13 protein-coding genes are annotated in these 16,314 nt (G+C 72.9%); 12 read left to right on the top strand and 1 reads right to left on the bottom strand.

What is annotated here, in order from left to right; all coding sequences use genetic code 11:
* Positions 1-163 precede the first annotated feature (163 nt).
* From PV789_RS20205 to PV789_RS20165, 9 genes are all read left to right on the top strand, one after another.
* The gene (locus tag PV789_RS20205) at positions 164-1,063 is read left to right on the top strand and encodes a dihydroorotate dehydrogenase electron transfer subunit (RefSeq protein WP_212643541.1); all 900 of its coding nucleotides are present in this window, start codon (positions 164-166) and stop codon (positions 1,061-1,063) included.
* 52 nt (positions 1,064-1,115) lie between these two features.
* The gene (locus tag PV789_RS20200) at positions 1,116-2,057 is read left to right on the top strand and encodes a dihydroorotate dehydrogenase (protein ID WP_248771318.1); all 942 of its coding nucleotides are present in this window, start codon (positions 1,116-1,118) and stop codon (positions 2,055-2,057) included.
* A 317-nt stretch (positions 2,058-2,374) separates the two neighbouring features.
* The gene (gene pyrF / locus PV789_RS20195; protein WP_274974074.1) at positions 2,375-3,091 is read left to right on the top strand and encodes an orotidine-5'-phosphate decarboxylase; all 717 of its coding nucleotides are present in this window, start codon (positions 2,375-2,377) and stop codon (positions 3,089-3,091) included.
* Positions 3,092-3,500: 409 nt separating this feature from the next.
* Positions 3,501-3,824, top strand: coding sequence for an integration host factor, actinobacterial type (mihF, locus tag PV789_RS20190; protein ID WP_017565056.1), 324 nt, complete (start codon positions 3,501-3,503; stop codon positions 3,822-3,824).
* 412 nt (positions 3,825-4,236) lie between these two features.
* Positions 4,237-4,824: a guanylate kinase gene (gene gmk / locus PV789_RS20185; protein ID WP_047869676.1), complete on the top strand. Its 588-nt coding sequence runs from the start codon at positions 4,237-4,239 to the stop codon at positions 4,822-4,824.
* 122 nt (positions 4,825-4,946) lie between these two features.
* Positions 4,947-5,213 carry a DNA-directed RNA polymerase subunit omega gene (rpoZ, locus tag PV789_RS20180; RefSeq protein ID WP_013154112.1) on the top strand — a complete coding sequence of 89 codons (267 nt, stop codon included), beginning with the start codon at positions 4,947-4,949 and terminating at the stop codon, positions 5,211-5,213.
* 125 nt (positions 5,214-5,338) lie between these two features.
* Positions 5,339-6,532: a bifunctional phosphopantothenoylcysteine decarboxylase/phosphopantothenate--cysteine ligase CoaBC gene (gene coaBC / locus PV789_RS20175; RefSeq protein ID WP_274978191.1), complete on the top strand. Its 1,194-nt coding sequence runs from the start codon at positions 5,339-5,341 to the stop codon at positions 6,530-6,532.
* Positions 6,533-6,788: 256 nt separating this feature from the next.
* Entirely contained in the window at positions 6,789-7,982 is a 1,194-nt protein-coding gene (gene metK / locus PV789_RS20170; protein ID WP_274974073.1) for a methionine adenosyltransferase, read from the top strand.
* A gap of 178 nt (positions 7,983-8,160) precedes the next feature.
* On the top strand, positions 8,161-9,144 hold the full coding sequence (locus PV789_RS20165) for a hypothetical protein (protein ID WP_274974072.1): 984 nt from the start codon (positions 8,161-8,163) through the stop codon (positions 9,142-9,144).
* Between the two features lie 56 nt (positions 9,145-9,200).
* Here PV789_RS20165 and PV789_RS20160 read toward each other — a convergent pair whose 3' ends face one another.
* On the bottom strand, positions 9,201-10,433 hold the full coding sequence (locus tag PV789_RS20160) for a DUF349 domain-containing protein (RefSeq protein WP_274974071.1): 1,233 nt from the start codon (positions 10,431-10,433) through the stop codon (positions 9,201-9,203).
* A gap of 453 nt (positions 10,434-10,886) precedes the next feature.
* Here PV789_RS20160 and PV789_RS20155 point away from each other — a divergent pair, with 453 nt between their 5' ends.
* From PV789_RS20155 to PV789_RS20145, 3 genes are all read left to right on the top strand, one after another.
* Entirely contained in the window at positions 10,887-11,564 is a 678-nt protein-coding gene (locus tag PV789_RS20155; RefSeq protein WP_274974070.1) for an MBL fold metallo-hydrolase, read from the top strand.
* Between the two features lie 277 nt (positions 11,565-11,841).
* Positions 11,842-13,596 (top strand): aspartate--tRNA ligase, encoded by a 1,755-nt coding sequence (aspS, locus tag PV789_RS20150; RefSeq protein ID WP_212643548.1) that lies wholly within the window; start codon positions 11,842-11,844, stop codon positions 13,594-13,596.
* A 679-nt stretch (positions 13,597-14,275) separates the two neighbouring features.
* Complete coding sequence (locus PV789_RS20145) at positions 14,276-16,306, top strand: SpoIIE family protein phosphatase (RefSeq protein WP_274974069.1); 2,031 nt, start codon at positions 14,276-14,278, stop codon at positions 16,304-16,306.
* Positions 16,307-16,314 lie beyond the last annotated feature (8 nt).

Here is a 16,314-nt window from a genome sequence, read left to right as displayed (position 1 = left end):
CCCGAGGGGCTCCGGGGTCGTGGGCGGGGGGCGCCGTGGACGGTGTGTCCACGGCGCCCCCGCCTATACGGTTGGCGCACAGGACGACGCAGGAATCCCAGAGGGGGGAGGGCGGCGCCGACGCCCCGGTGTCCGCGACACCGGGCTCGGGCGCCACGACCTGATGAGCGACAACGGACCGGTGCAGACCAGGTGCCCCGTGCTGAACGTACGCAGGGTGGACGCCTACTACGCCATCACCGTGGTCGCCCCGGGCATAGCCGAGCGGTTCCGCTCCGGGCAGTTCGTGTCGGTGGCCGTCGGCGGCGACCACTCCAGCACCCTGCTGCGCCGCCCCTTCGCGATCCACGACGTCAAACCCGACTACGGCGGCACCGTCGAGTTCCTGTTCTCGGTGCGCGGCACCGGCACCGCCTGGCTCTCCGAGCGGCGCTCGCGCGACCTGCTGGACGTGGTCGGCCCCCTGGGCCGCCCCTTCCCGCTGCCCCGCGAGCCGGTCAACTGCGTGCTGGTGGGCGGCGGCTCGGGCAGCGCCCCGCTGTTCCCGCTGGCCCAGTCGCTGCGCAGGCGCGGCTGCCGGGTGGACTTCGTGCTGGGCGCCGCCTCCGCCGACCGGGTGTTCAGCGCCATCACCGCCCGCCGCATCGCCGAGACGGCCGCCTTCACCACCGACGACGGCTCCTTCGGCACCCGCGGCCGCGTCACCGACGTCCTGGGCAGGGTGATCGAGGAGTGCCGGTCCGACGCCGTCTACGCCTGCGGCCCCATGCCGATGCTGCGCGCGGTCACCTCCGTGGCGGCCGGCCACGGCATCCCCGTCCAGGTGGCGGTGGAGGAGACCATGGCCTGCGGCACCGGGATCTGCATGACCTGCGTCATCCCGGTGGTGGGCGAGGACGGGATCACCCGCATGGTGCGCTCCTGCGTGGACGGCCCGGTCTTCCGGGGCGAGCAGGTGCGCTTCGACGACGTGGGCACGATCCCCTTCGATGCCCTGGGCGCCCCCGGATGGAAGGGCTCCAGCGCGGCCCGCGCCGCGGAGACGGCCCGCGACATCGCCTGAGGGGCCCGGCCCCGCCCCGGGACCGACCACCACCAGACAGTGGGTGAGAGAGTTGAACGCAGACCTCAGGACCCGGCTGGGCGGCTGGGAGCTGCCCAACCCCGTGGTCACCGCCGCCGGGTGCGCCGGATCGGGCCGCGAGCTGGCCCAGTTCTTCGACATCGCCTCGATCGGCGCCGTCACCACCAAGTCGGTGATGCTGGAACCCCACGCCGGGCGCCCGTCCCCGCGCATGGCCGAGACGCCCAGCGGGATGCTCAGCACGACGGGCATGCAGGGCCCGGGCGTGGACGTGTTCCTCCAACGGGACCTGCCCTGGCTGCTCTCCCGCGGCGGACGGGCGATCGTCTCCGTGGCGGGCACCGGCATGGCCGAGTTCGGCGAACTTGCCAGACGCGTCTCCGCCGCCGACGGGGTGAGCGCGATCGAGGTCAACCTCTCCAGCCCGGACCCGTCCGACCCCGCCGGGCGCCGCTACGTGGACGACGCGGCCCAGGCCGCTGCGGTGGTGCGCACGGTGCGCTCCCACACCCGTTCGGGGCTGCCGGTGCTGGCCAAGCTCGCCGCCGACGTCCCCGACGTGGTGGAGCTGGCCGCCGCGTGCGTGGAGGCGCGCGCGGACGGACTGTCCATGGTCAACACCGTGCGCGGCATGGCCGTGGACACCCGCACGCTGCGCCCGGCGGTGGCCGGGGGGATGGGCGGACTGTCGGGGCCGGCGATCCGCCCGCTGGCGGTGGGGTGCGTCTACCGGGTGCACGAGGCGCTCCCGGACGTGCCCATCATCGGGATGGGCGGGGTCCGCACGGGCGCCGACGTGATGGAGTTCATGGCGGCCGGGGCCTCCGCGGTGGCGGTCGGCACGGTCAACTTCTCCGACCCCTCGGCGTGCGCCCGGGTGCTCCGCGAGTTCACCGAGCTGCTGGAGGCACGCGGGCTGAGGCGGGCCGCCGACCTGGTGGGCGCCGCGCACCGGACGGGTGTTGGGGCGTGACAGGCCGGGCACGCGGCGCACAAGGGCCCTGACCGGCCTGAACGGCGTTCAGATGGCGCTGTGCGACCAAACACGCGCAATTGGTCTCTACCACTGTCCTGACCGCTACGTCCCGTCTGCGGCCGTCTGGGAGGCCGTTACGGGGAAGTGACACGGGTGGGGCGCATGAAGCGGCCCATCCGGGGAATCGCACACTTGATGGTGTGCACATGACAGCGAACGTGCATTCTCAGGTGCCGCGGTAAGCACGTCCGCAAGTACGTCCGTGCCTTGCACGCGCCGACCCAGGTCGGCGGCACACGATGGGAGATACCGACATGACCGAGACCACCGCGCCCTCCGCGCCCATCGCCGTGGCGCTCGACGCCAGGGACCTGGAGACCGCGGCCACCTGGGCCTCCGCGGTCGCGCCGCACGTGAGCACGGTCAAGGTGGGCCTGGAGCTGTACCTGCGCTACGGGCCCGACGTGGTCGGCGCGGTGCGCGGAGCCAGCCGGTTGGGGGTCTTCCTCGACCTGAAGCTGCACGACATCCCGGCCACGGTCGCCGGCGCCGCGCGCAGCGTCGCCGGCCTGCGCCCCTCGATCCTGACGGTCCACGCCGGGGGAGGGGCGGACATGGTCCGGGCCGCCGTGGAGGCCGCGCCGGAGACCAGGATCGCCGCCGTGACGGTGCTCACCTCCATGGACGAGGGCGACCTGGAGCAGGTGGGGCTGCTCGGTCCTGCCCGCGACGCGGTGCGGCGCCTGGCCGCCCTGGCGGTGGGCGCCGGGGCCCGCGCGCTGGTCTGCTCGCCCCAGGAGGTGGCCCTGCTCCGCTCCGAGGTCGGGCCGGACGTCACCCTCATCACGCCGGGCGTGCGCCCGGCGGGGGCGGACAGGGGCGACCAGTCGCGCGTGGCGACCCCGGAGGAGGCCGTGGCGGCGGGCGCGGACCTGTTGGTCATCGGCCGCCCCATCACCCGCGCGCCGGACCCGGGGGCGGCGGCGGCCTCCCTCGCGGCGGCCGTGCGACGGGCGGGGGTGCGCGTCTAGGGAGCGAAGGGAGGGGGCGCCGTGCGGGCGCCCTTCGACGGTGTCCGGAGGTGCTGGGCCAAGGGATCGACGGAACGGGGAGACGAACCGGTGCACAGGGGTTCGACAGGGCCGATTATGTGTCGCTGTCGGTCACTAATTTGGCGTGTCCGAAACTCGCTGAGCACTGCCGAGAGTGACCCGCGTCACCCCTACGTGACCTGCGCTGGTGGCACCCTTCGCACTTCCTTCAATCGGGACTAAAGTCCTGGTTTTCGTCTCGCAGTGAAGTCGAATAACAACTCTCAGTAGTTAGTTCGACGAAATAGCCGCTGAAAGGGCACTTTGCGTTGCCTAACAGGGGTCAGACCTACTAACTTGCGCAGGCGTCCGCCCTCTACAAACGAGTAGAAAACCGAGGTGACCCGGCGTGGCCCTTCCTCCCCTGACACCCGAACAGCGCACCGCGGCTCTGGCCAAGGCCGCCAAGGCCAGAAAAGAGCGCGCGGAGGTCAAGAACAAGCTGAAGAACGGCGGCATCTCGCTGTCCGAGGTCCTTTCCAACGGCCTCAAGGACGACGTCATCGGCAAGATGAAGGTTTCGGCTCTGCTCGAATCCCTTCCCGGCGTCGGCAAGGTCCGGGCCAAGCAGATCATGGAGCGGCTCAACATCGCCGAGTCGCGCCGTGTCCGCGGTCTGGGAACCAACCAGCGCGCCGCCCTCGAGGCCGAGTTCGGCGACCTCACCAAGTAGCACCAGGCAGTACCCGCAACACCCAGCAGTACCGAGCAGCACCTGAACGCAGTGCACCGGTCCGCCGCGTCCCCCACAGTCGCGGCGCACACCACGCCGCGACAGCGGCCGACCCCCGGTGAGCCAGGCCGGGCCGCGGTCGGCGGGCGGGTGGCCCCAGGCCACGACCGTCCGCCGACCGCGGCCCGGCGCTTATCCCGGGTGCGGTGCGTTTCGGGGCGGTTCGCGACTGTCGGCCGCGCCGCAGCCCGGTGGTATAAAGGAAGCTTCCCGCGACCGTACGCGGACACCCCGCACACCAGACCGCCCGCACGGTGACGGCGCCCGGATCGGCTTCGGCCCGCCGGAGCGCGACGCGAGGGCCACGGCCCCGCCCGTGGCGGGCGGGCCCGAAGGGAAGCCTCGAACACACATGCCCGATCCCGGATCCCAGTCCCGCCCGGCGCAGAAGCGGCTGACCGTGCTGTCCGGACCCTCGGGTGTGGGCAAGAGCACGGTGGTGGCCCACCTGCGCCGTGAGAACCCCGACGTGTGGCTCTCGGTCTCGGTCACCACGCGCCGCCCCCGCCCGGGCGAACAGGACGGCGTCCAGTACCACTTCGTCACCGACGAAGAGTTCGACCGCCTCGTCGCCGAGGACCAGCTCCTGGAGTGGGCCCAGTTCGCGGGCAACCGCTACGGCACCCCGCGCCGTCCCGTCGAGGAGCGCCTGCGCGCCGGAGTGCCCGTCCTGCTGGAGATCGAGCTCCAGGGCGCCCGCCAGGTGCGCGAGTCCATGCCCGACGCCCTGCACGTCTTCCTCGCCCCTCCCTCCTGGGAGGAGTTGGTGCGCCGCCTCACCGGGCGCGGCACCGAGTCCGACGAGGTGATCCAGCGCCGCCTGGACGTGGCCAGGGTCGAGCTGGCCGCCGAGAAGGAGTTCGACACCACCCTCGTCAACACGTCCGTGCGGGAAGTGGGCGACGAGCTGCTAGCGTTGATCACCGCGCCCAAGGTGTGATAGCGGCCGGGCCCGCAGGGTCCGCGCCGTCCGCGCCGCGCCGGGAACCGTCCCGACGGCGCCCCAACGTCCGTCCACCGCGGCTCCGCGACGAGCCGCGGACCATTCCTGGGGGTAATGAAGTGGCTGGTACCGAGCCCGTCGCCGAAGGCATCACCAACCCGCCGATCGACGATCTGCTGGAGCTGGTGGACAGCAAGTACAGCCTGGTCACCATGGCCTCCAAGCGGGCCCGCCAGATCAACGCCTACTACGCCCAGCTGGGCGAGGGCCTGCTGGAGTACGTCGGCCCGCTGGTGGAGACCCAGGTCCAGGAGAAGTCGCTGTCCATCGCGCTGCGCGAGGTCAGGTCCGGACTGCTCACCGCGGAGCCCTACGAGGGTTCCTGACCCGCCTTCTCCGCGTGCTCGCGAGCCCGCACGGGGCTCGCGACCGCCCGCCGCGCCTCTGGCGCGCGCGGGGCGGCCGGGGGCTGGTAGAACTCCTTTCTGTGAGTGACACAAACGTTCCCCGCGTGGTCCTCGGCGTCGGCGGCGGCATCGCCGCCTACAAGGTCTGCGAACTGCTGCGCCGCCTGACCGAGTCCGGCCACCGGGTCCGGGTCGTGCCCACCGCCGAGGCCCTGCGCTTCGTCGGTGAGCCCACCTGGGCCGCCCTGTCCGGCCAGCCCGTCGCCACCGGTGTGTGGGACGGGGTCCACGAGGTCCCGCACGTGCGCATCGGCCAGGAGGCCGACCTGGTGTTCGTGGCCCCGGCCACCGCCAACATCCTGGCCAGGGCCGCCGCGGGCCTGGCCGACGACCTCCTCACCAACACCCTGCTCACCGCGCGCTGTCCCGTGGTGTTCGCGCCCGCGATGCACACCGAGATGTGGGAGCACCCCGCCACGCAGGCCAACGTGGCCACCCTGCGCTCGCGCGGCGCCGTCGTCCTCGATCCGGCCGTGGGCCGCCTGACCGGCGCCGACACCGGACGCGGCCGTCTGCCCGAGCCCTCCGAGCTGTTCGAGGCCGCCCGCCTCGTGCTGCGCCGCGGCACCGCCGCCCCCGACCTGGCCGGACGTCGCGTGGTCGTCTCCGCCGGCGGCACCCGCGAGGCCGTCGACCCGGTCCGCTTCCTGGGCAACCACTCCTCGGGCAAGCAGGGGTACGCCCTGGCGCGCACCGCCGCCGCCCGCGGCGCCGACGTGACCCTGGTCGCCGCCAACGTCTCCCTGCCCGACCCGGCCGGGGTGCGCGTCGTGCGGGCGGGCTCGGCCGTGGAGCTGGCCGAGGCCATGGAGACCGAACGCGTCGGCGCGGACGCGATCGTGATGAGCGCCGCGGTGGCCGACTTCCGGCCGGTCGCCAGCGCCGCCTCCAAGATCAAGAAGAGGCCCGGCGCTGCCCCCGCGCCCATCGAGCTGGCCGAGAACCCCGACATCCTCGCCGGGCTGGTCGCCTCCCGCGACGCCGAGGGGCTGGCGCAGACCGTCGTGGGCTTCGCCGCCGAGACCGACGACGTGATCGCCAACGGCCGCGCCAAACTGGCGCGCAAGGGCTGCGACCTGCTCGTGGTCAACCAGGTCGGCGGCGGGCGCGCGTTCGGCACCGAGGACAACCAGGCCGTCATCCTGGGCTCGGACGGCAGCGCGGTGGACGTGCCCACCGGGCCCAAGGAGGATCTCGCCGACCGCGTCTGGGACCTGGTCCTGCCGCGCCTGGGCTGAAGCGCCCGCCCGGCGGGGCCCGGCCGAACCGCGGGTGCCCAGGACTGGATTCCCACCGCGGAGTACGTCACACTTCAACGTGCACCCGTGACGACCGGGGAGGTCGTCCGCGGGGTGCCCGCCCCCAGCAGTCCCGTTACAGTGGACCGATAACCAACCCCGTCGGTCGGTATTGGCCGCCCCGGCAGGCAGCCGGGGGGCGCCCGTGCCGCACCGGCACATGTCAGCCAGCAGCCGCTGCAAGGAGTCACGCAACGTGTCCCGCCGCCTTTTCACCTCCGAGTCGGTCACCGAAGGCCATCCCGACAAGATGGCCGACCAGATCAGTGACGCGATCCTCGACGCGATGCTCACCCACGACCCGCGCAGCCGGGTCGCGGTCGAGACGCTGATCACCACCGGTCAGGTCCACATCGCGGGAGAGGTCACCACCCAGACCTACGTCGACATCCCCGCCATCGTGCGCGGAAAGATCCTCGAGATCGGCTACGACTCCTCCGCCAAGGGGTTCGACGGTGACTCCTGCGGGGTCAACGTCTCCATCGACGCGCAGTCCCCCGACATCGCCCAGGGCGTCGACACCGCCTACGAGGCGCGCGTCGACAACGAGGACGACGTCCTCAACCGGCAGGGCGCGGGCGACCAGGGCCTGATGTTCGGCTACGCCAACCGCGAGACCCCCGAACTCATGCCGCTGCCGATCAAGCTGGCGCACTCCCTCTCCGAGCGCCTGTCCGGGGTCCGCCGCAACGGCACGGTGCCCTACCTGCGCCCGGACGGCAAGACCCAGGTCACGGTCGAGTACGACGGCCAGACCCCGGTCCGCCTGGACACCGTCGTGGTCTCCAGCCAGCACTCGGCCGACATCAACCTCGACGAGATGCTCGCCCCCGACATCCGCGAGCACGTGATCGAGCCGGTCGTGGCCGCCTACGGCCTGGAGTCCGACGACTACCGGCTCCTGGTCAACCCGACCGGCCGGTTCGAGATCGGCGGCCCCATGGGCGACGCCGGCCTCACGGGCCGCAAGATCATCGTGGACACCTACGGAGGCTACGCCCGCCACGGCGGCGGCGCCTTCTCCGGCAAGGACCCGTCGAAGGTGGACCGCTCGGCCGCCTACGCCACCCGCTGGGTCGCCAAGAACATCGTCGCGGCCGAGCTCGCCGAGCGCGCCGAGGTCCAGGTGGCCTACGCCATCGGCAAGGCGCACCCGGTCGGCGTGTTCATCGAGACCTTCGGCACCGAGAAGGTCGCCCCGGAGCTGATCGAGAAGGCCGTCAAGGAGGTCTTCGACCTGCGTCCGGCCGCCATCGTGCGCGACCTGGACCTGCTGCGCCCGATCTACTCCCGCACCGCCGCCTACGGCCACTTCGGCCGTGAGCTGCCCGAGTTCACGTGGGAGAGCACCGAGCGCGCCGCCGCGCTGCGCTCCTTCGTGGGCGCCTGACCCGCACCCGCGGCACCGGTTCCCGCGAGGGGCCTCGTGGGCGCGCACGGCCGTCACCGGCCGTGCGCGCCCTTTCGCGTGTTCCGGGTTCCTCCGCATGGCGCACGATCGAAGTGACTACTCCGTGTTATTCCGTATAGACGTAATGTCATTTCTGTGCTCGTACGCGGAGGAGACCATGGCCGTAGCAACGGCGGTGTCTGCGGTGGGGCTGGTGGCCCTGCTCGCCCTGCCCGGCACCCACCACGCACCCGACGGGTCGGGAGGCGGCGGAGGGGAGGTCGTGCCCGGCGCGGACAGCCTGCACGTGGCCCTGGAGTCCCGCTCCGAAGCGCAGCGGCTGGGCCCGGGCGACCGGATCCACTACACGGTCGACGTGCGCAACGACGGTGACGAGGCGGTGCCCGGGGCCGAGATCGTGCAGTTCCTCCCCCCGACCGTGCGCTACGTCTCGGGGACGTCCGGGGCCGAGCCGGGGGAGGGGCGGGTGACCTGGTCGCGGTCCCTGGAGCCCGGGGACCGCGCGAGCATGCGGTTCACCGGCGAGGTCACCGGGGTCCGCGGCGGGGGAGAGCACCCGGTCGCCACGGTCTGCGCGCGCCCGGAGCCGGGAGCGGTGCTGGTCTCCTGTGACGCGGCCGTACACCGCGTCCATGGGGTGGTGCCGCCGGTGTGGGTGGTCACGGGGCTGGCATTCGCGGCCTCGGTGGCGCTGTGCGTCGGCGGCCTGGCGCGCCACCGCAACACCCGGGACCTCCGGGAGGGGGAGCCCGAGGCGCCGACGGCGCCCGTCCCCGTGAACGCCGACGGAGCGGAGGAGGCCGCCGTGGGCGCGGCCCGGGAGTCCGTCGGGGCCGGACCCGACGCGGCGGCGGAGGGGACCGCCGACCGGCCGCGGATCGCACTGGAGACGCTGATCGTCCACAGGGCGGCGCCCGACCCCGTCCCCGCCACCGCGGGCGGCGCTCAGGCGCCAGGCCCGGACGCGGGGGAGAGCGAACCGGGAGGGGAGCACGGGACCGCACGCGTGCCCGGCACCGGGGCGCGGCCCGAGGCCGGTCCCCGGTCCGAGCCGGAGCCCGTGTCCGCCGAGACCGCACCCGCCGAGACCGCGCACGCGCCCGCGGAGGAGCCCGAACCGGTCGCCGGGCCGCGCGGCTGACCCGGGGCCGCACAAGCGGAAGGGCCGCGCCCCGGGGCGCGGCCCTTCCGGCGGGCTCAGCTCAGCTCGTCGAGGGCCTTCTCCGCCTCGGCCAGCCACGAGCGGCGGGCCTCCAGCGCGTCCTCGTACTCCCTGACCCGGCGCTCGTCGCCCCTGTCCCTGGCCTTGCCGAGCTTGACCTCCAGGTCGGCGATCGCCGCCGCCAACTGCGCGGCCGTGTCCCTGGCGCGGGCCCGCGCCTCGGGGTTGCTGCGCTCCCACTCGGCGTCCTCGGCCCGGCGCACGCCGTCCTCGATCTGGCGGAAGGCGCCCTCCAACTGGTCGCGCACGTCGCGCGGCAGCTCACCGGCCTCCTCCCAGGCGTCCTGGAAGTCGCGCAGCCGCGCACGCGCCCGGCGCGGGTCGGAGATCTTCGGGATCTCCGCCTGGGCCTCGGCCAGGATCCGCTCCTTGGCCTCGGCGTTGACCCGCAGTTCGGCGTCGCGCTCGGCGAAGGTCGCGTTGCGCGCGTCGAAGAAGGTGTCCTGCGCGGCCTTGAAGCGCGTCCACAGCTTGTCCTCGCTCGCCCGGTCCGCCCGGCCGCTGCGCTTCCAGCGCTGCATCAGGTCGCGGTAGGCGCGGGCCGTGGCACCCCAGTCGGTGGAGCCCGACAGGGCCTCGGCCTCCACCACGATGCGCTCCTTCTCCACGCGCACCGACTCGCGCTCCTGGTCCAGGTTGGCGAAGTAGGCCTTGCGCCGCTTGGAGAAGGAGTTGCGCGCCGCCGACATGCGCTTCCACAGCGCCTGCTCGGTGGGCCGGTCGGCCCGCGGGGCCTTCTTCCACTCCTCGATGAGCTGGAGCATCCGCTCGCCGCCGGACTTCCAGTGCGTCGTCTCCACCGCGACCCGCTCGGCCTCGGCGACGATGCGCTCCTTGACCTCCCGGGCCTGGCCGCGCGCCTGCTCCTGGGCCTGCTTCTGCTCGACCTTGCGCTCCTCGGCGCGGCCCGCCAGCGCGTCCAGGCGCCCCATCAGCGACTCCAGGTCGCCGACCGCGTTGGCCTCCCGGACCGCGTCGCGCAGCTTGTCGATGTTCGACATCGCGGCGGAGGCGGACAGGTCGGTGTTGCGGAGCCGGTTCTCCAGCAGCTCCACCTCGGTGACCAGGGAGTCGTACTTGCGCCGGAAGAAGGTCAGAGCCTCCTCCGGCGCCCCCGCCTGCCACGATCCGACGACCCGCTCGCCTTCGCTCGTGCGCACGTAGACCGTGCCTTCGTCGTCTACGCGGCCCCAAGGGTCCGTGGTCACCGTGTCCTCCTGCTGTCATGAACCCGGCCGTGGGGCGGGTTCGGGTCGTCGCGTCGCAACTCCTCGCCGGTTCGCGATGGGAACCACCGTGCTGAGCACGATATCCCCGCGATCCGGTGGGAGGCGCCGCGCCGTGAATTCACGTCTGCGCAGATCACGCGGGTCCGCGCGCCCTCGGGTATGGGGCCGGGCCGCCCTCCCGCCCAGCGCTGGCGCAGGTCGGGGCCCCGGCGTGCACCAAGGACGGTGACCAATATGGCATTACCACGCGGTTTGGCAAAGAGGCCAGCCGCGCGCGGTGATCGAATGGTGATCAAACGCGTACCCGGGCACGACGACCGGGTCGCCGCCCCCGCCCCGCCTCGATAGGCTGCACCCGGGGGACGCTGCGTCCGGACCGGGACCCGCCGCCCCGCGACCGCGCACCCGACCGAGGACAGGACGACATCCGCCGTGCTCATCGCCGCACTTCCCACCGGGCCCCTCGCCGCGAACTGCTACGTGCTCGCACCGGCCCCGGGCGGCGACTGCGTCATCGTCGACCCCGGCCAGGAGGCCACCGAGCAGGTCGACAAGGTCCTGGCCGAGCACGGGCTGGCCCCCGTCGCGGTGCTGCTCACCCACGGCCACTTCGACCACGTGTGGTCGGCCGCCGACCTGTGCGCGCGCCACGGCGTCCCCGTCCACCTGCACGCCGCGGACCGCGGTCTGCTCACCGAGCCCGCCGCGGGGGTGGACCCCGGCTTCGCCGCGCAGCTGTCCGCCCTGCTGGGCCCGGGCCCCCACACCGAGCCCGAGCACCTGGTCGAGGTCGGCGGCGGCGACACCCTCACCCTGGCCGGACTGGAGTTCGGGGTCGAGCACACCCCCGGCCACACCCCCGGATCGGTCGTGTACACGGTGACCACCGAGGACGGCGTCCCGGTGATGTTCGCCGGGGACCTGGTCTTCGCCGGTTCCATCGGCCGCACCGACTTCCCCGGCGGCGACCACGCCGCCATGCTGCGCAGCCTCGCCAGCGCCGTGCTGGGCCGTCCCGACACCACCCAGATCCTGCCGGGCCACGGCCCGGCCACCACCGTCGAGCGCGAGCGCGCCACCAACCCCTACCTGCGCGACATCACCGGCTGACCCCGTGTCCAGGCCGCCCTCTCCGTCCCGCGGGAACGACGTATGACCACCCCACACCACCGAGGCGCCCGCCGCCCGAGCGCGCCCGCGCGGCCGCACGGCGGACGAGATACCCGCACCGGCGCCGCCTGAGGACGGTCGGCCGGTGGCTTCGCACGCCCTTCCCCCGGCCCTCCCCCCACCGGGTGCCCGAAGGCCGTGTGCGCAGGATCTGGCCCGCACCCGAGCGCAGGTCGGGCACACTTGACACGAACAGAGACGCTGAAGGAGTAGTCCGTTGATACGCACGCATGAGGCAGGTGCGTTGCGCGCCGAGCACGCAGGCGCGACCGTCGTCCTCGCCGGATGGGTGGCACGCCGCCGCGACCACGGCGGGGTGGTCTTCCTCGACCTGCGCGAGGCCTCCGGGGTGGTCCAGGTCGTCGTCCGCGAGGACGACCTCGCCCACGACCTGCGCGCCGAGTACTGCATCAAGGTCACCGGCTCGGTCCGGGTCCGCCCCGAGGGCAACGAGAACCCCGAGATCCCCACCGGCGCCGTCGAGGTCGTCGCCGACGAGATCGAGGTGCTCAGCGAGGCCGCGCCGCTGCCCTTCCAGCTCGACAGCGCCGCCGACGTGGCCGAGGAGACCCGGCTGCGCTACCGCTACCTGGACATCCGCCGCCAGGAGATGGCCGACAACCTGCGCCTGCGCTCCAAGGCGACCTACGTCGCCCACGAGGTCATGCGCGACCTGGGGTTCACCTACGTGGAGACCCCCTACATGACCCGCTCCACGCCCGAGGGCGCCCGCGACTTCCTCGTCCCGGTCCGCCTCCAGCCGGGCCACTGGTACGCGCTGCCGCAGTCCCCGCAGCTGTTCAAGCAGCTGCTCATGGTCGGCGGCATGGAGCGCTACTACCAGCTCACCCGCTGCTTCCGCGACGAGGACCTGCGCGCGGACCGCCAGCCGGAGTTCACCCAGATCGACCTGGAGATGAGCTTCGTCGACGAGGAGGACCTCTTCGCCGTCGGCGAGAAGCTGTTCACCCGCCTGCTGCGCGAGGTGCGCGGAGTCGAGCTGCCCGCGAGCTTCCCGCGCATGCGCTACGCCGAGGCCATGGACCGCTTCGGCTCCGACAAGCCCGACCTGCGCTTCGGTCAGGAGCTGGTCGAGGTCACCGCCTACTTCGCCGACACCCCCTTCCGGGTCTTCAAGGCCCCCTACGTGGGTGCCGTGGTCATGCCGGGCGGCGCCTCCCAGACCCGCAAGGAGCTGGACGCCTGGCAGGAGTGGGCGCGCTCGCGCGGCGCGAAGGGCCTGGCCTACGTGCTCGTCCAGGAGGACGGCTCCCTGGGCGGCCCGGTGGCCAAGAACCTCTCCGAGGCCGAGCGCGAGGGCCTGGCCGCCCAGGTCGGCGCCGCGCCGGGCGACGCGGTGTTCTTCGCCGCGGGCGCCCGGACCGCGAGCCAGGAGCTGCTGGGCGCGGCCCGTCTGGAGATCGGCAGGCGCTGCGACCTGATCGACACCTCCCGGTGGGAGATCCTGTGGATCACCGACATGCCCCTGTTCGAGGAGGCCGACGAGGAGGGCTCCTGGAAGCCGGTGCACCATCCCTTCACCGCCCCGGCGGTGCAGGACGAGGCCGACTTCCAGGACCACCCGGGCAGCACCGACTCCCGCGCCTTCGACCTGGTGCTCAACGGCTACGAGCTGGTCTCGGGCTCCATCCGTATCCACCGGGCCGAGATGCAGCAGCGGATCTTCGACGTCATCGGCCTGAGCAAGGCCGAGGCCGAGTCGAAGTTCGGGTTCCTGCTGGAGGCGTTCAAGTTCGGCCCGCCGCCGCACGGCGGCCTGGCCGTGGGCTGGGACCGCATCGTCATGCTGCTGGCCGGTCAGCCGACCATCCGCGAGGTCATCGCCTTCCCCAAGACCGCCTCGGGCGGCGACCCGCTGACGGGCGCGCCCACGCCGATCACCGCTGAGCAGCGGTCCGAGGCCGGGGTGGACGCCGACCCCGAGGCCGAGGAGCGGGAGAAGCGGAAGTAGGGGGCCGCCGGTCCCGTCGGGGGCGGGGCGCGCACGGCGCGCGCCGCCCCCGACCCGTGTACCGGGGGAGGCGCCGCGACCCCCGGGCCCGCCCTCCGGCCGTCCCGGGGCCGAAGAATTTCGCGGCCCCCGCCAGGTGCCCGAATTCATCCCATTTTGAACCTGTCTCATTCGGTCACTCGGCGAAAACGGTCGGTTATCGGGCGTCATGGAGGGGTGCCCGCGTGGCCGGACGCGGACTCGGTGCCCCGGTACGGATGCGCGGGCAGCCGTCATCCCCTACCGTTGAGGGCGAATCACCCCTTCCGAGCCGCGATGAGAACGTGTTGTGGAGTGGACACGTACCTCACGGGGACACCCCCGATCACGGGCGGAAGTGGTGGCGGAGTGCATTCTGCGCTGTTGAGTCACACGGGCGTAACGATTTCCATCCTGTGGTCGCTCGGGTGCGACCCCGGGTGCGGAATCGGCCGCCCTCCCGTCGCGCCGATGGAGTACGCGGGTCCGCGTCCAGCCAGGTCACACGGACGCCGGACGACGCGTGCGTCGGCCCTGCCCCCGTTCCGGCACCAGATCCGGCCCAGCCCCGGACACTAGAATGAGCCGGTCGGAACGTTTCAAGGGTGACCGCGCCTGCGCGCGGGTGTGACGTCCGAGACGACATGAGGATGAGTCATACGTGAACGGAAAACGCGCTTCAGGCGATGGTTCCGAGAGCGCTCTCGCGGAGGCGTTCTCCCACGCCCCCGAGCCCATGGCGCTCGCCCTGGCCGACGGCGCGATCGTGCACGCCAACCTGGCCTTCACCGAACTCTTCGGCCGCGAGGCCTCCGATCTCGCCGGAGGGGCCTGGTTCGACCTCCTCGACGGTGACGACGCCCAACGCGGCGCCCGCGCCCACGACGAGGCCCTCGCCGGGAACTGGGGCCGCCGGTCCCGCCTGCGCCTGGACATCGCGCACAAGGCCGCCCGCCTGGTGGAGGCCGAGCTGCGCCCCCTGCCCGGGGACGGGCCGGAGGGCGCCCGCGCGGTCGTCCTGCTGCACGTGCTCTCCACCGAGGAGGCCGACCTGCGCGTGATCGGCGAGCTGCGCACCGACAACTCCGACTCCGTGCTGTGGAGCCTGGACCCGGTCAGCGGACGCCTGCGCGAGATGTTCGGCCCCACCCCGCTCGGCGCGCTGCTGGCCGGGAACGACCGCGAACTCGAACGCATCCTGGAGCGCGTCCACCCCGACGACATCGCCCGCGTGCGCGACGCCATCTCCGCCTCCTTCGCCGGACGCGACTACGAGCAGCGCTTCCGCGTCTTCGACCGCCTCGGCGACGAGCGCTCCCTGCACGTGCGCGCCCGCTACGTGCCCGGCGAACCCGACCGCCTCGTGGGCATCGTCGACGACGTCACCGAGCACGTCCAGCTCGTGCGCCGCCTCGCCGACCGCCGCCGCACCGAGGCCGAACACGGCCGCCTGGTCACCGAGCTGTCCTCCAAACTCGTCTCGGCCACCACCGTCGACAAGGTCATGGACCTGCTCAGCGAGGAGTTCCTGCCCATCTTCGGCGGAGTCCAGGCCGTCGCCCTCTACGTCGAGAACGGGCTGCTGCGCAGTTCGCCCAGCGCCCACGCCAAGAGCGCCACCAGCAACATCGACCGCATAGACGGCCGCCGCGCCGACGACACCGACTTCCCCATGGGCGCGGTCATCCAGGACCGCCAGCCCCGCTTCTTCGAGAGCCGCGCCGAGATCATCAGCCGCTTCCCCGCCGCCGTCGAACTCATGCGCCAGGTGCGCGGCCAGGCCTGGGCCACCGTGCCCATCTTCGGCGACGGCAAGGTCGCACTGGGCGTGTGGCAGATGGTCTGGGACCGCCCGCACCACGCCAGCCGCGACGAGCGGGCCCTCATGCTCACCTTCGCCGGACTCGCCGGGCAGGCCCTCCAGCGCATCAAGGCGCAGCAGGCCGAACTGGAACTGGCCGACGCGGTCCAGCGCCGCATGCTGCCCCGCCAGGTGGCCAGCTTCCCCGACATGGACATCGCCACCAAGTACCTCCCCTCCCGCGCAGACTGGCGCATCTGCGGCGACTTCTACGACGTCATCGAACTCCCCGAGAACAAGGTCGGCCTCCTGGTCGGCGACGTCCAGGGGCACGGCGTCGAGGCGGCGGCCGCCATGGGCCAGATCCGCGTGGCCTTCCGCGCCTACGCCACCAACCAGTCCGACCCCGGCGTCGTCCTGGGCGAGACCAACCGCCTGCTCACCGAGACCGGCGAGATCGTCTTCGCCACCTGCGGCTACCTCGTCGTGGACCGCGAGAGCGGCGTCATGCAGGCGGCCTGGGCCGGACAGCCGCCGGTCGTCCTGGCCACCCGCGACGGCTACGAGCTCTGGGAGCCCGAGACCGGACCGCCGCTGGGCGTGCTCCCCGACCCCGAGTACACCGTCACCACCCGCATGCTCCCGCCCGGCACCGCCCTGCTGCTGTGCTCCGACGGACTCGTGGAGAGCTCCGAGGTGCCCATGGGGCAGGGGCTGGCCAGGGTCGGCGCGGCGCTCTCCGAGCACCACGAGAACCCCGAGGCCGCCGCGCACGTCATCGCCGAGATGGCCCCGGCCGGGCGCGGCGACGACATCGCCCTGCTCATCACCCGCATGATCCCCTCCGCCGAGCCCGCGCGGGACCGCGCCGCCGTGGCGACGACGACCTGACCGGTGCC

The sequence above is a fragment of the Nocardiopsis camelliae genome (genome assembly GCF_028993595.1).
GTDB lineage: Bacteria > Actinomycetota > Actinomycetes > Streptosporangiales > Streptosporangiaceae > Nocardiopsis > Nocardiopsis dassonvillei.
This window is presented reverse-complemented; position numbering and strand designations above follow the sequence as displayed.

Bases quoted from the DNA above. Each gene is read 5' to 3' on its own strand.
- PV789_RS20165 (WP_274974072.1), top strand. From the start codon at position 8,161: ATGGCCGTAGCAACGGCGGTGTCTGCGGTGGGGCTGGTGGCCCTGCTC.
- pyrF (WP_274974074.1), top strand. From the start codon at position 2,375: ATGACCGAGACCACCGCGCCCTCCGCGCCCATCGCCGTGGCGCTCGAC.
- gmk (WP_047869676.1), top strand. From the start codon at position 4,237: ATGCCCGATCCCGGATCCCAGTCCCGCCCGGCGCAGAAGCGGCTGACC.
- PV789_RS20205 (WP_212643541.1), top strand. From the start codon at position 164: ATGAGCGACAACGGACCGGTGCAGACCAGGTGCCCCGTGCTGAACGTA.